We start from the raw sequence: 15,363 nt of genomic DNA on the forward strand, positions 1-15,363 counted from the left end.
TTTTGATTATTTTTCGCTATTAATATTCGAAGTTGGTATTAACGCGATATAACGATGGACGGCACATCGTGAAATAACGTTCTATTAACGCTTAATTCCTGATGAAAACTCGGGAAATACCGTGTGGCATTCATCATGCCGAATTGTTCGATTTTTAATCGGAATATAAAACGGCGCTGCATTTATGGGTGAAAATGTCACTCGGTCAATTCCCATTTATTTGACTTTTGAGTAACAAAATATAAACATTTGATGCGGACTAAATATGCAGAATGGACGAAAAATAACGCATTTTAATCGCGTTCAAAAAAACGTCGCTGGCGCGGTTATGTGCTTCATTATATGAAAAATTATGTTTTTAATAACAAGCAATTATGCCATTTGAAATAGTTGCGCGAATTTTTTGTGATTCGATTCAGCGCTCAACCCTGACAAATCAAGGCTTGCAGAGCATGCCGCCCGGATGATACAGATTTATACTGCGTCGCACCCAGGGCAGGTGAACGCTTCCACTGAATTAACATAAGCCTGTAATAAATGATTAAGTATTCTTTTCGCCGTGTTGCGACTTTGTACGGCGCAAAGAGTCTTTGAGGACTTTTTGGGTATGAAAAGTGTAAAAATTAGCCTGGCTTGGCAAATCCTGATCGCGTTGGTGCTGGGTATTATTGTTGGCGCGGTATTGCACAACCAGACCGAATCTCGTGAGTGGCTGGTGAGCAATATTCTCAGCCCGGCGGGTGATATCTTTATTCGTCTGATTAAGATGATTGTGGTGCCGATCGTTATTTCCACGCTGATCGTCGGTATTGCCGGCGTGGGGGATGCGAAAAAGCTGGGCCGCATCGGATTGAAAACCATTATTTACTTCGAAGTGATCACCACGATCGCCATCGTGGTGGGGCTCACCTTGGCCAACGTCTTCCAACCGGGTCACGGCATCGATATGTCGACGCTGACCACGGTGGACATTTCGCAGTATGAGAAAACCACCGAACAGGTGCAAAGCGGTTCGCACAGCCTGGTGGCGACCATTCTGTCGCTGATCCCGTCGAACGTCTTCTCGTCGATGGCCAAGGGCGACATGCTGCCGATTATCTTCTTCTCGGTGCTGTTTGGTCTGGGGCTGTCGTCGTTGCCGAAAGAGACCAAAGAGCCGCTGCTGAAGGTCTTCAAGGCAGTGTCCGAGAGCATGTTCAAAGTCACCCACATGATCATGCGTTATGCGCCGATCGGGGTGTTTGGTCTGATTTCGGTCACGGTGGCGAACTTCGGTTTCGCTTCGCTGCTGCCGTTGGCCAAGCTGGTGGTGCTGGTGTACTTCGCCATCGCGTTCTTCGCCCTGGTGGTGCTGGGGGCGGTCGCTCGGCTGTGCAACCTGCGCATCTGGACGCTGATCCGCATCCTGAAAGACGAACTGATCCTGGCTTATTCCACCGCCAGTTCGGAAACGGTGCTGCCGCGCATCATCGAAAAGATGGAGGCTTACGGCGCGCCCAAGTCGATCACCAGTTTCGTGGTGCCGACCGGTTACTCCTTTAATTTGGATGGTTCGACGCTGTACCAGAGCATCGCCGCCATCTTTATCGCCCAGCTGTACGGCATTGAGCTATCGTTGGGGCAGGAGATCGTGCTGGTGCTGACGCTGATGGTGACCTCGAAAGGGATCGCCGGCGTGCCGGGTGTCTCGTTCGTGGTGCTGCTGGCGACGTTGGGCAGCGTCGGCATTCCGCTGGAAGGCCTGGCGTTTATCGCCGGCGTGGACCGTATCCTGGATATGGCGCGCACCGCGCTGAACGTCGTGGGCAACGCGCTGGCGGTACTGGTTATCGCCAAGTGGGAGCACCAGTTCGATCGCAAGAAGGCGCTGGCCTACGAAACGGAGTTCCTGGCGCAGAAGGTGAAGCCGGCCAATCAAGGCTAATCACCGGCTAGCGGGATATGAAAACCGCCCCGGGCATCCGTGCCCGGGGCGTTTTGTTTTTATGCCCTTTCAGCCTGCCACTTTCTTTTCTCTGCCCCCGCTGCGTCGCTTGCATCCCCGCTTAACAGAATCTAAAGTGTTACCAAATTATTGGAAATGATAATAGATGTTATTATCATTTTCATTTGATGATGTATGGAGACACACAAAAGCCGTTGAACGGCGGGGTATCGCCCGTTCGGCGCTTTTATTCAGGCTTATCAAAGGTAGGTAACATGTCGGACACCGCTTTGGCCTCTGAATGGTTGCCGCTGGCGCCAGCGCAGCTTGATTTCTGGGAAGAATACACCTTGCACCCTGGGCAGACCTTATCCACCGTCGCCCATTGCACCGAACTGTGCGGCGCAATAGAGGAAGCGGCGCTCTGCCGGGCGATCGCCGCCACCCTCGCCGAGACGCAGGCGTTTGCCCTGCGCTTTGGCGAACGGCGTGGCGACCATCCACCGCCGCTACGGCACGAGCCACAGCGCATACCGTCATTGCAACGTATCGATCTGCAAACGCATCGCGATCCCTGGCAGGCGGCGCAAAGCCTGATGCACGAGGATATCGCGCAGCACCGGGCGCTGCACCGCGAACCGTTAGCCGCCGCCTGGCTGCTGAAGCTGGGACCGGAGCGTTACCTCTGGTACGTGCGTGCGCACCATATTCTGGTCGACGGTTTCGGCATGGCGCTAATCGAGCACCGCTGCGCCGCGCTATATGCGCACTACCTCGGCCAGGGGAGCGCGGGCATCCCTTTGGGCGCCTTCGCCCCCTTTCAACAGGCCGAGTTGGCCTACGTCGATTCTGAACGCTGCGAGCGCGATCGGCGCTTTTGGCAGGCCTATCTGCCGCCGTCGCAGGCGCTGCCGACGGTGCGTAAGGGCGGCGGGGAGTATGGCGTGCGACGCCTGAGCGTCAACCGTCGGTTGCCGACAGAAGTCGCGCAACGTCTGGCGCAGCAGTCGGAACGCAGTGGCATCAATTGGCCCGACTTGCTGGTGGCGCTGTCGGCGGTCTGGCTGTTTCAGGTCATGCCGCGTCACGCCCGGCAGGGCGATGCGTTGCCGATGTGGATGCCTGCGATGAATCGCCGCGGGCAAGCCGCCACCAACGTCCCTTCGCTGGCGGTTAATACACTGCCGCTGCTGGTATCGCCGTCGCCAATGGAGACGCTGGGGAGCTTTCTGACCACCCTGACGCAGCAGCTGCGCGAGCTGCGCAGCCACGCCGGCTATCGTCTGCGCCAACTGGCCGCCGATCGCGGCGTGGATCCGAACTCGCGCTTCTTTATTTCTCCCTTCATCAACGTGCAACCCTTCGATGCGCCCCGTTTTGTCGGCTGTCGCGGCGCCCGGCGCGTTTTGGCCGGCGGCTCGGGCGACGGTTTCAACCTGACGTATCGCGGCCGCACCGACGCCCGCGATCTGCAGGTGGATATCGATATTTATCTGGAACAGTTCCCGACGGAGGATGCGCTGGACTATGGCGAGGTGCTGCAAGAATTTCTGCTGCGCGCGCTGCAGCGAGAAGCCTGGGAGCAACCGCTCGCGGCCCTGACGGCATTGCCCGCCTGATAACCTGCGGGCGGGGGATATCCCCGCCCGAGTGATGTGGCTTCAGCTGGTCAGTAACGCCGCCACTTCGCGCGCATTCTTGCACGGCAAGAGCGCACTGCTTACCAGCCGGGTGCCGAAAGCGTCATTGAGGCGCTCCGCCACCTGTTTGATATGCGGCAGCTTCAGCCCCATGGCGATAAACGCCGTCTCTTCTCCCCATTCCGGGCGCGGCGTCACGCCGATCGCCTGCCAATAGATGGTCAGGATCTCTGCGCTGCGCGCCAAAGGCGCGTTCGGCGGCGGGGCTGCGCAGGCGTTCAGCGCCGGCGCGGTTTGCCGCTGGCTCAGGTCGGCGCGGATACGATGGCGGTCGGTTTTGCCGTTGGCAGACAGCGGCAGCGCCTCGGCGTGGATAAAGCGCGTGGGAATATGGGTACAGGGCAGATAGCCGGTGGCAAAGGCGCGGATCTCGGACAGCGGCAGCGGCTTGCCGTCGCGGGTCAGATACAGGGCGCCGAGCGCCGCCTCGTTGTTCTCTCCGCTGGGATAATCCACCACCACCATATCCCGGATCGCCGGATGGCGGCGCAGCACGTCTTCGATTTCCGGCAGCGAGACGCGCACGCCGCGGATCTTCACATAGCCGTTCACCCGGGTGGCGAACATGATGTTGCCGTCCGGACGGTAATAGCCCTGATCGCCGGTACGGAAAGCGCGCAGCGGCTGCCCGTCCGGCCCTGCGAGGGTGACGAAGTCGTGCTGCTTCAGCTCCCCCTGCTCCAGATAGCCTAACGCCAGGTTGACCCCGGCGGTATGGATGCGGCCGACCACGCCGGCCGGGCAGTGGCTGCCGTCGTCATGGCAGATGAAATAGCGGTTGGCCGGCAGCGGGCGGCCGTAAGGCACGGTGCCGCTCTCCTGCGGGGCGATCGGGTGCCAGATGCTCCAGATGGTGGTTTCGGTCGGCCCGCCGAGTGAGAACAGCGCGAGATCCGGGCGTAAGGTGCGCAGGGTTTGCACCGTCGCCGGCTTGATGTAGTCGCCGCCCTGCGCCACCAGGCGCAGCGAGCGCAGGCTGTCGGCCGTTTTACAGGTGAGCAGCATCTCCAGAATGGCGGGCACCGAGCACCACAGGCTGACCCGATGTTTTTCCACCAGTTGGTTCCAACTGATGGCGTCTTTTTCCTGATGCGGCGCCGGCAGTACCAGCGTGGCGCCGGCGCACAGCGAACCGAACAGATCGAACATCGACATGTCATGGTGCGGCGGCGTCACGGAAATAAAGACGTCGTCGGCGGTGACTCTCCAGCGCTGTTGGGTTTGGTGCACGACGTTGGCGGTAGCGCGGTTGTTGAGCACCACGCACTTGGGTTTACCGGTGGTGCCGGAGGTATACAGGTAATAGCTCGCGGCCTGGCTGGCGCTGCGTTCCGTCAACGCCTGTCCATCCGGCAGCGCGGGCGCGCGATCCGTCGGCGTCAGCAGGGTAGCCGGCGTCACGCCGATCGGCGTCTCCAGATCGCCGCCGTGCACCACCAGCGTCGGCCGGCAGTTCTCCAGCAGGTAGGCGGTGCGCTCCGGCGGCGAGTTGATGTCGATAGGCACCCAGATCACCCCCTGCAGGGCGCAGGCGAGGCTGAAGATGATCTGTTCCGGGCTGCGCGGCAAATACAGCGCCACCACGTTGCCCGGCTGTACGCCGCGGCTTTGCAGGTTGGCGATCGCCGTGGCGATCCGCTGGCCCAGCTCGCGATAGGTCAGCGTCTGCTCGCCGCAGATCAGCGCGTTGCCGCCGTTATGCGCGCCGAACAGCCGCTCGGTCAGCTGCGCCAGATAAGGATAAGGCGCGTAATTCGCTTCGCTGTCGTTGTGGCGGTAATGCGCCAGATCGATGAAATCTCGCGGGGCGATCGCCAGATCGGCGCGTTGGCAACTGTGCAGGATGCGCCGCTGCAAGGCCGCCAGTATGGCCGCTACCTGCTCGCCGTGCAGCGCCTGCTCGGCGTAATCCACGCACAGCTGCAGGTTTTTTTCGCTGTCCAGCGTCAGACGGATATCAATGGCGACCTGCGGCGTTTGGGTCAGGCCATCGTGGAAGCGCACCGGCGCCTCGGCCGGCAGCGTTTCCCAACCCAAACAGTTGGTCAGGATCACCGGCAGCGCCGGGCCGCCCTGGCTTTGGCCGAGCAACTGACGCGCCAGATCGACGCCGGAAAACGCCAGGTGATCGAGCGCGCCGAGCACATCGTCCTGCAAGGCTTGCGCGCGCTGGATAAAGTCTTCGCCGTAGCGCGAATAGCGCACCGCCACGAAGCTGGAGGCGTTGCCCAGCTTCGTGGCGGCGGGGAACGCCACCGGCACCCCGACGCACAGCTCCCCGTCGGTGGTCCAGTGGGCCAGCGTATCAAGGATCAGCGCCGAGAGCAGGCTGTTGCGCAGCAGCGCATGCGGCGATCCCAGGCGGCCCAGTTGTTTGACCGTGTCGTGCGGCAGCGTCAGGGTGGCGCGGCGATAGCGTGATGCGGTGAGATTGGCGAGCGGGGCGCGCCACGGCAACGCCGACGGGGTGGTGACATCCTGCAGCTTCTCGCGCCAATAGGCGGCATCGGCCTGGCGTTGCGCCGCCGATGCCGCAGGGGGCGGCAGCGCGGCGGCGGTCGGCGTCAGAGGGCGATCGTCGAACAGGCGCGCGATCACGGCGGAGATCCCCTGGCCGTCGAGGATCAAGGCATCAAAGCTGGTAAAGATCAGCGTATCGTACGGCGATCCCGTCGGATCCTGCTGTTCGGCAAGTTGGATCACGGCGATGCGCCACAGCGGTTGGCTCGGATCGTGGCGCTGGTGGGAGTAACGCTCGCGCAGTTGTTCCGTCTGGCGCTGCGCCGCTTCGTCATCCAGCGAGCGCAGGTCGTGGCGATCCAGATGCAGCGTGATTTCCGGGCGCACGTGCTGCGTGCCGCGCTGCACATCGATGCAGGTGCGCAACGCCGGGTAGTGCTGTACCAGCTCGGCCAGGCGCGCTTCAAGGCGCGGCAAATCCCGCTGCCGGGCACGGTATTCGCGGAAGTCGTGCATCGCCACGCCGCCGAGCGGCCATCGATCGCTGCGGCCGAGAAGATAGGCCTGCTGCAGTGCGGTTAATGGTGTCTCCATGGTGCTTCCCTATAGTCGCTAACCGATTAAAACGTGCCGGACGTCGCGCGCCCGGAAACCGATCTCAGTGCTGCGGCGCCAGCGCGGCGAGCAGCGTTTTCGCATGCCGTCCTGCTTCGGGCGAGCGTTGGCAGATCAATGCCGCCAGCGCCGCGGGGGAGGGATGCGCCGCCAGATCCTGCGCCGTCAGCGCCGCCGCCAGATATTTGTTGAGCACCGTTAGCAGCGCGTTCACCCCAGCATCCGGCAGAGGCAACCGGTGGATATCGTCGTGGTCGTGCAAGCCGGCCTCGGGAGCCACCCGCTCCAGCAGCCGGTGCAACACCTGGCGCACCGGCGCCTGCTGCGCCAGCGCGTCGGGCGTGCATTGCGCCAGCAGTTGCGACAGCGGGCGATCGAACGCCCCCGCTTGCCGCGCGGCCAGGTGCAGCAGTGCCCGGTAACAGGCCAGCAGACGTGGCAACACGTGCTCGGGAAACGCGTCCAGCCGCACGTCCCAGTTGATCAGAATGCCGTCGTCGACGTGGGCGACCTGCGCATCCAGCGCGACCTGCGGCCCCTGAGAGATGACCCAGCCGAGAGGGCCGAAGGTGTTGGCGACCCGTTCGGAAAACAGCGTCTTGCCGCGGATGCCGAAACCGGCGGTAAACACCACCGGCGAAGGCTGCAGGCTGCCGTGCAGGCGTGACAGATCGCGCATCACGCTGACGCCGGGATAATCTGCATGCTCGATCAGCTCCGCCAGCTGCGCCATCAGGCGTTGGCAGAAGGCGTTCAGGTTTTCCGTCGGGTTCAATTCCACGCCGAGCAATACCAGATTAGAGAAGTCGCCGACGAGGCGATGCGCGTCTTCCCGTTCGCTCTCGCGGTGGAACAGCGGCACGTTGAGCCGGAAGCGCGTCATGTTCCAACCCTGGCCGACGGCCAGCGCGAACAGCGCCAGAAATAGCGTCGAGAGGGAGGTGTGGTGCCGCTTGGCCACGCTCTCCAGCGCGCGGCTTTCTTCTGCATTCAACTGGATGGCCAAACGATCGCTGCGGCAGCGGTCCGGCGTGCGCAGCAGGCGCGGCGCCGGCGGCACCTGCGCCAGGCGAGCACGCCACCAACGCTGGCTGCGTTCGCGCCGCTGGCGCAGCGCCTCGTCGGCGTTGCGTCGTTCGAGGTGATCGAAGTAGGCCGGCGGCGCGTCATGGGAGGGCGCCGCCGGACACTGGTGATAAAACGCCGCCAGATCCTCCATCAGCAGGCGAAAGCTCATGGCATCGCCGGCGATCATGTCGAGATCGACGTGCAAGCGGCTGCGCCCTTCCGGCAGCAGGCTCAGGCTGATATCGCAGGGAACGCCCTGTTCCAGCGGCAGCAGCTGGGTGCTTTTCGCCTGGCGTTTGGCGGCGAGCGCGGCCGCCAGCGTCGCTTCATCGGCGTGTCGCCAGTCGTCGAGATGCAAGGTATGCCGGGGACTGGGGGGCGCGATCGTCTGTTGGCCATCGTCGGTAATGCGCAGGCGCAGCAGCGGATGATGCAGGTACAACATCTCTACGGCCTGGCGGAGCCGAGCGGCATCCAGCTCGCCGCCGTCGAACTCCGCATACAGGTGGGCGGCCATGCCGCCCAGAGGGGGAGCGGACTGTCGGCCTACCCAATAGGCGGCCTGCATCGTGGTTAACGCTTTCATCGGGTATCCATTTTGATTCAGCCAACGAGACTGCAAGAATATATCCAAATGTTAATAGGAATGAAAATTATTATTATTTGATCCATTTGGCGCATGGGTGCTATCTATAAGGCGTTTTAGCAATACTGAGCAGAGAGGGCGTTGGGCGTGAGTAATTTATCTATATTATTCTTAGCATTGAAATGATTGCTTGTTATTGCAGCGCTCGTTTTTCCTGCGAAAGCATAAGGGCTTCTGGCAGTTATCTTGTCAGCCCTCACACCTTTATTGATAATGATTTGCATTAGAAAATGCAAAATATTATCATTCTTAACATTATTTTACGTTTTTATACAAGCTGCCGGCCGCTCCGCCGGCGGCTTGGCCGTGGACGGGGCCGCGCCCGTTCGGCCGCGAAAGACATGGGTTTGCCGCAGGGATAAGCAACAGCAAGGCCGGGAAGGCCGCAGCGTCATGATCTGTGTGAGTGTCGATGTAGGTTGTGTAAAAAAAAATCAAATTTTGTGCACCTCTGGGATGAAAGGAGAAGACATCTATGGGCAAGCATTTTGCGGCTCAACGGCATGAAAGCGTAGGAAACGGGGAAAAGGCGGGGTTGAAAGCCATTGGGGCATTTTCCTCCGTATTTTTAGGGGTTTGTTCACTGGCGATCGGTAACGTCAACGCGGCGGAAACGAAGAGCAACGAAACCTACCAGGACGCGGAAACGCTGCTGGTCACCGGTGAGAAGATCAAACGGTCCATTTTCGACACCGGCTCCAGCGTGCAGGTGTTCGACAGCAACCGCATCGCCTCGATGCCCGATGCGGTGCAGATCCCCGATCTGCTGCGCATGACCCCCAACGTGGTGGATCTGGGCATCGGCAACGAACTGCCGACCGTGCGCGGCATCGACGGTTCCGGCCCGAACGTCGGCGCCAACGCTTTCCTTAGCGGCACCCGCCCGCGCCTCAATCTGTCATTGGACGGCCGTTCGCTGACTTATAACGAACAGGCGTTCGGTCCGCAGTCGCTGTGGGATCTGGATCGCGTCGAAGTGTTCCTCGGCCCGCAAAGCTACATCCAGGGGCGCAACGCCATCGCCGGCGCCATCGTCATGGCCAGTAAGGATCCGACCTTCGAGTGGGAAAGCGCCTTCAAGGGCGGGGCCGGCAACCAGCACTCTTCACAGTTGGCGGCCATGGCGTCCGGCCCGCTGGTGGAAGATCAGCTGGCGTTCCGCGTCAGCGTCGATCGCCAGCGCCGCCGCAGCGAAGCCGATCTGCCGGCCTATGCGCCGGTGGGCGATCCGCGCGAAGTGGAAGCCACCACCGCCCGCGCCAAGCTGTTGTTCAACCCGGCCGGCCTGCGCGATCTGACCACCAAGCTGACCTTCAACCACTTCGGCAGCACCGCGCCGCAGAACGAAAGCCTCAACCCTCAGCCGCATCCGACCAACCCGCGCCACGATCCGCGCCGCGCCGTGTTCAAAAGCAACATGAACAGCACCATCTGGGATCTGGCCTGGGAGCAGTCCGACGCACTGACGTTGGAAAACCGCGTTATCTACACCGACTTCAACATCAACCGTCCGACCGCTTACAACATCCAATACGCCGAGATCGACGGCCAGGAAGTTCACGTGGAGCCGGTAGTGCGCTTCGGCGGCGCGGACAGCCGCCTGCACGGGCTGGCGGGGCTGCGTTACTTCCACGGCACGCAGGATGAGTTCGTCAACATCTTCGGCGGCTCGACCTTCAAGGATAAGACCGATACCCATTCGGCGTTCGCCGAGCTGACCTATGCGCTGACGCCGCAGGTGGACGTGACCGCCGCCAGCCGTCTGGAGCGCGAACATCGTCGCCGCGACGGCGGCAGCCAGGCGGTGCGCATCGATTTCGATGAAACCTACACCGTGTTCCTGCCGAAGCTGGACGTGGCCTGGAAACCGACGGATACCCAAACCTACGGCGCCAAGATCGCACGCGGCTATAACGCCGGCGGCGGCGGCATCACGATCGGCACGCCGGTGGTCAGCTACACCTACGGTTCCGAGTATGTCTGGAACTACGAGCTGTACACCCGCCATCACCTGAAAGACGCCAACGTGGTGCTGACGGGTAACATCTTCTACAACGATTACAAGGATATGCAGCTGCCGTACTCGCTGGGCGAGAACTCCAGCGTGATCCGCAACGCCGACAAGGTGGAAACCTACGGCGCGGAAATCGGCGCTACCTGGCAGCCGCGCTGGGATTTCGAACTGTTCGGCAACCTCGGCCTGTTGAAAACCGACATCAAGAAGTTCTCGGGCAGCGGCGTGGAAGGGCATGAGCTGGCGCGCGCGCCGGCTTACACCGCCAACATGGGCGCCAAATATCAGTTCCTGAAAGGGTGGGAGCTGAGCAGCAACGTGGCGTTTACCGACTCCTACTATTCGCAATACGACAACGACTCGCGCGGGCGCATCGGCTCCTATTGGACGGCCAACGCCCAGCTGGCTTACACCTTCGACTACGGTCGCGCCACGCTGTATGCGAAAAACCTGTTTGATTCCGACCGCCGCGAGATGGTCAGAAGCAATGACATTTACACGGCGACTCTCCAGCGAGGCCGCCTGGTCGGCGCAGCGGTTGAGCTGACTTTCTAACGCTATCGCGGTGACGGGGGACGAATGTCCCCCGTTTTATGCGCTATCCCGGCACGGCCGGGCAAAGGAGATAACGCAGTGATCGATGATTTTGACAGCATTCTGAGCGATGAAGAGGCCCAGCGGCTGGAGAGCGCGTTTCAGGCGCTGGGCGCGGGGGCGGCGAACGGCGAGCGGCCGGTAAGCGAAGCCGAAGAGCGGGCATGGTTTGCCCATCTGCAGCAGGGTGACGCACGCTGGCAGCGGGCGCTAGCCTGGCGCCTGACGGGAGAGGTGGATATCGCCCAACTGACGGCGGCGCTGCAGGCGCTGGTGCGGGAAACGCCGGGCGTGAACGTGCATTACGTTTTTGATGACGAAAACGGTCTGATTAAACGCGCCGCCGATTCGGCGCCGTTGCCGGTGAGCCTGCGTCAGGTGGCGGATGAACAACACGCCATGGATTGCCTGCTGCAGGCGCAGGCGGCGCCGTTTGAACTGGAAGGCGAAGCGCCGCTGCGCTTCTTGCTGTTGCTCACGCCGGGCGGTGATGTGATGTTGGGCGCGGTATTGCATGACATCCTGGCGGAAACGCTGCCGTGGCGCCACCTGCCGGCGATGTTGTCCGCCCGTTATAACGGAGATGCGATGCCTCTGCCTTTCGCGGCGGAGCCGGTCGAGCCGCCGGAAACCCCGGAGCCACAGCTGCCCTGGGCGCGCCAGGCGGTCGCGCTGCAGGATTACCGCAGCCCGGCGCAGCGTGTTGAAGCGTTGCCACCGGTGGGCGCGCGCGTGGTCACGCGCATTGCGCGCTCGCTGTTGCCCGCCAACGACACGCCGCGGGCCTTGCTGGCGGCGGTGGCGGCGCGTTTTGCCGAGTTCGTCGCCACGCAGGCCGGCGGGCAAGCGGTGCAGCTGTGCGTGCCGGCGGCAGAAACGGCGGAGTGCGTCGGCCTGGAGTTGGGCCTGACGGCAGCGCCGCTGATGCGCCTGACCGTACGTCACGGCGACGGCGATGCCGGGCAACGGCTGCTGGCGCAGACCGTGGCTGAACAGCCGGATCGGCAGCGGGCGCAGCTGCTGGTGGCCTGGCGCGACGATCTGGCTGCAGAGTGGCGGTTGGAAGGCGTTCACGCCGAACGCCTGTTGCTGCCGCCGCTGCATACGCCGTTTGAACTGGCGCTGCTGTTGAGCTCGCCCGAGGCGGAAACGCTGACGCTGGAGCTGGTCACCGATCCGCGTCTGTCTCCGCACGCGGCGCCTTTCCTGCTGGAGCAGTTCAGCGCGTTCCTGGCCGGGCAGCGGATTGCCGTCGCATTGCCGGCGGCTGAGGCCGTTTCCCCGGCGATGGCCGCGCCGGCGGCGAACGGCGACCCGGACGAAAGCATTGCATCACTGATTTTGCAGGCGTTCCGTGAGGCGCTGGCGGCGCCGGAAATGACCCTGGATGAAGACTTCTTCGATCGCGGCGGCCATTCACTGGTCGCTACCCGGGTGATTGGCCGCTTGCTGAGCCTGCATCAGATCGAAATCAACATTAACGATCTGTTCAGCCATCCGACGGCGCGCGGGCTGGCGGGCTACGCCAAACGCCTGAACGTCGCGCAGCCGAATGCCTCGCTAGCCATCGCCGACGATCATGAGGGGGCGCAGGCGCCGCTGTCGCTGGCGCAGGAATCGCTGTGGAAGGTGTATGAAGCCTTCGGCCATGACGAGATTTTCAACCTGCCGTTCTCTCTGCGCTTCTTCGATGCGGTGGACGAAACGGCGCTGCACCAGGCGTTTATCGACGTCATGACTCGCCATACCGTGCTGCGTTCACGCTTCGTCGAGCAGCAGGGGGAGGTGGTGCAGGTGGTGGTGCCGGCCGCAGAACTGCCGGATTATCAGTGGTTCCGCTTCTCTCACGAGACGCCGGCGGGTAACGCCGCGGCCCTGTTGGCCGACGCCGGCCAGCACCGGTTCGATCTGGCCGCCGAGCTGCCGCTGCGCGCCACGCTGCTGCGCGATGCGGACAACGGCCAGCAGCTGCTGTCGCTGCTGTTCCACCATGTGGTGCTGGATGAATGGTCGCTCAACCTGATGATGGACGAGCTGGGCGTCGCCTATCGCCATCGCGTCGTCGGCCAGGCGCCGCAGTGGAGCGGGCAGCCGCCGCAGTTCCACACCTTCGCCCGGCAGCAGCGGGCCTCGGGGGTGCAGCAGCAACATCTGGACTATTGGCTCGATGCGCTGCGCGGCGCGCCGGTCGGCCAACCGATCTTCCGGCAAGAAGCGTCCACCCACCCGGCGGTGCCGGCGCCGGCGGACGTCAACGGCGGCTGGCTGGAGTTCGAGGTCGATCCTGCCGTGGCGGAAGGCCTGTATCAGCTTGCCCGCCGCAACAACGCTTCGCTGTTCAACGTGGTGTATGCCGGGATTACCTCGGCGCTGCGTCTGCTGGGCGGCCCGGCGGATCTGCTGGTGGGCACCTCAACCTCTGGCCGTAACGACGCCGAGTTCTTCGATACCGTCGGCTACTTCACCACCGTGGTGGTGCACCGCGTGCGCTTCGACGAAGGGCTGACGGTCGCCGGGTTGGTCAGTCAGGTGAAAAACACCATCAATGGCTCGCTGCCGTACACCGACATTCCGATCGACCTGGTGGAAGAAGGGCTGTTCGGCGTGGATGCCGACCGCAAAAACCACATGTTCGAAGTGTTCATCCAGATCCACAGCCGCATCAAGCTGAACGGCGAGTTCCGGCTGCAGGACGGCCGTGCGATCGCCTACCGTCAGGTGGAGCCGGAGAAAGCCGAATCGCTGCTCGGCCTGCAGTTTGAGGTGATGGAAGACGATCTGGCCGGGAAGAAATCCCTGCGGGTGATGATGACCTATCGCCAGGATCACTACAGCCGGGAGCAGGCCACTCTGATCGCCGACGGCGTTCAGCACGTCTTTACCCAGTTTGCACAGCACATCGCTGGCGATATCGCTCTGGCGGCGCTGCCTCCCGGGCCGCAGGCATGACGTTGTTTCACTCTAACCGAAAGCATGATTTTCAAGGAGATAAAAGGATGTCTGGAACCCTAGCAACCCCGCGCGCGTTACTGTCGCTGCTGGTGGCGGCCTCTCTGGTGGTCGCCGGCGCCGCGCAGGCGGACGATGCCGGCATCAAACCGCAGGACATCAAGCGCCAGGCGCTGTCGTCGGCGGTGGTGGAGATGGCCTACAGCACCTCGCAGCAGGCGCTGTTCGTCAGTGCGCCGGACTGGAAGGAAGAAGCGCGCTCCCGCGTGCTGCGGCTGGATCCCAACACCCTGGCGATCAAGGCGGAGATCCCGCTGAAGGTGAAAGGCTTCGGCGTGGCGCTGAACGATGCGGGCAACCGTTTGTACCTGACGCAGGCCTTCAACGGCGAAGTCGGGGTGGTGGACACCACCACCAACCATGCGCTCGACAGCATCAAGCTGCTGGATAAAGCGGTGCTGGAGCAGGCCTACAAGCAGGCGGGCATCAGCGGCAAGCGCCTGGATTTCCTGCTGGCGGAGCTGAAGAAGTTCAAGATCACTGAGGACTACCTGTACCGCATCCGCGAGATTAAATATGACGCGCAAAGCGGCCGCCTGTTCCTGCCGGGGCTGGGCTTCGGCGTCGACAGCGTGCTGTACGTGGTCGATACCAAGGCCGGCAAGCTGGAGAAAGTGATCCCGGGCTTCGGTTACAACGCGGTGGGCATCACGCTGGATGAGAAGGGCCGCAGAGTGTTCGTCTCCAACATGCAGGGGCAGGTGATCACCCTGAACGCCGACACGTTGGCGATCGCCGCCACGCACGAGGTGCAGGCCGATCAGTTGCTGAACCTGGTGTATGACCCGGCGAGCAACCGCCTGTTGGGCGTCGATCAGGGCATCGACCGCGACGACTACCGCAACCATCATCTGGGGCGCGGCTACGTGAAGCGCAGCAGCGGCCACCGGGTGTTCGCGCTGGATGCGGACAGCGGCAAGGTGCTGGCCAGCGAACTGACGGATGAAGTGCCGATAGGTCTGCTGCTCGACGAGCGCAGCCAGCGGCTGTATGTCGCCAACCGCAAGGGCGTGCGCGTGGATCACGGTGCCGGGACGCTGACGGTGTTCGACGCCAAGACCCTCAAGCGCCTGCAAACCGTAGACCTGCCGCCGCACCCTAACAGCCTGGCGTTGGATCCGAAAGGCGATGCGCTGTTCGTAACGGTGAAAAACGACGGCGCTGCCACCAAGGCCGGCACAGCCGAAAGCGTGGTGCGCATTCAGCTACACACCAAATAACTGAATGGAAAGATAAAAAAAGGGCGCCGCGGCGCCCTTTCTCGTGGCTGATAAAGGAGGAAAAAGCGTGGTTTTTCCTCCTTTGTGGTTATCAGCCGAAAATCAATGAATTG

General features: G+C 62.2%; 7 protein-coding genes. 5 read left to right on the top strand and 2 right to left on the bottom strand.

From position 1 onward, the window contains the following. The first annotated feature begins 607 nt into the window (after positions 1–607). Both gltP and CPH57_RS22270 read left to right on the top strand, forming a co-directional pair. Positions 608–1,924 (top strand): glutamate/aspartate:proton symporter GltP, encoded by a 1,317-nt coding sequence (gene gltP / locus CPH57_RS22265; protein ID WP_033641576.1) that lies wholly within the window; start codon positions 608–610, stop codon positions 1,922–1,924. 275 nt (positions 1,925–2,199) lie between these two features. Continuing rightward, complete coding sequence (locus tag CPH57_RS22270) at positions 2,200–3,543, top strand: condensation domain-containing protein (RefSeq protein ID WP_046688075.1); 1,344 nt, start codon at positions 2,200–2,202, stop codon at positions 3,541–3,543. Between the two features lie 42 nt (positions 3,544–3,585). On the opposite strand, the gene CPH57_RS22275 is transcribed toward CPH57_RS22270, so the two are convergent. Beyond that, positions 3,586–6,678: an amino acid adenylation domain-containing protein gene (locus tag CPH57_RS22275; protein WP_096242726.1), complete on the bottom strand. Its 3,093-nt coding sequence runs from the start codon at positions 6,676–6,678 to the stop codon at positions 3,586–3,588. A 64-nt stretch (positions 6,679–6,742) separates the two neighbouring features. Continuing rightward, positions 6,743–8,353 carry a condensation domain-containing protein gene (locus CPH57_RS22280; RefSeq protein WP_046688077.1) on the bottom strand — a complete coding sequence of 537 codons (1,611 nt, stop codon included), beginning with the start codon at positions 8,351–8,353 and terminating at the stop codon, positions 6,743–6,745. Positions 8,354–8,888: 535 nt separating this feature from the next. Between CPH57_RS22280 and CPH57_RS22285 the strand changes: the two genes are divergently transcribed. The 3 genes from CPH57_RS22285 (at position 8,889) to CPH57_RS22295 (ending at position 15,250) form a co-directional block, all read left to right on the top strand. Continuing rightward, on the top strand, positions 8,889–10,982 hold the full coding sequence (locus tag CPH57_RS22285; RefSeq protein WP_033641581.1) for a TonB-dependent receptor: 2,094 nt from the start codon (positions 8,889–8,891) through the stop codon (positions 10,980–10,982). A 78-nt stretch (positions 10,983–11,060) separates the two neighbouring features. Then, positions 11,061–13,970, top strand: coding sequence for a condensation domain-containing protein (locus CPH57_RS22290; protein WP_046688078.1), 2,910 nt, complete (start codon positions 11,061–11,063; stop codon positions 13,968–13,970). A gap of 47 nt (positions 13,971–14,017) precedes the next feature. Further along, complete coding sequence (locus tag CPH57_RS22295) at positions 14,018–15,250, top strand: YncE family protein (RefSeq protein ID WP_046688079.1); 1,233 nt, start codon at positions 14,018–14,020, stop codon at positions 15,248–15,250. Positions 15,251–15,363 lie beyond the last annotated feature (113 nt).

Origin of the sequence: Serratia sp. JKS000199, assembly GCF_900215455.1 — a bacterium.
Lineage (GTDB): Bacteria > Pseudomonadota > Gammaproteobacteria > Enterobacterales > Enterobacteriaceae > Serratia > Serratia ureilytica.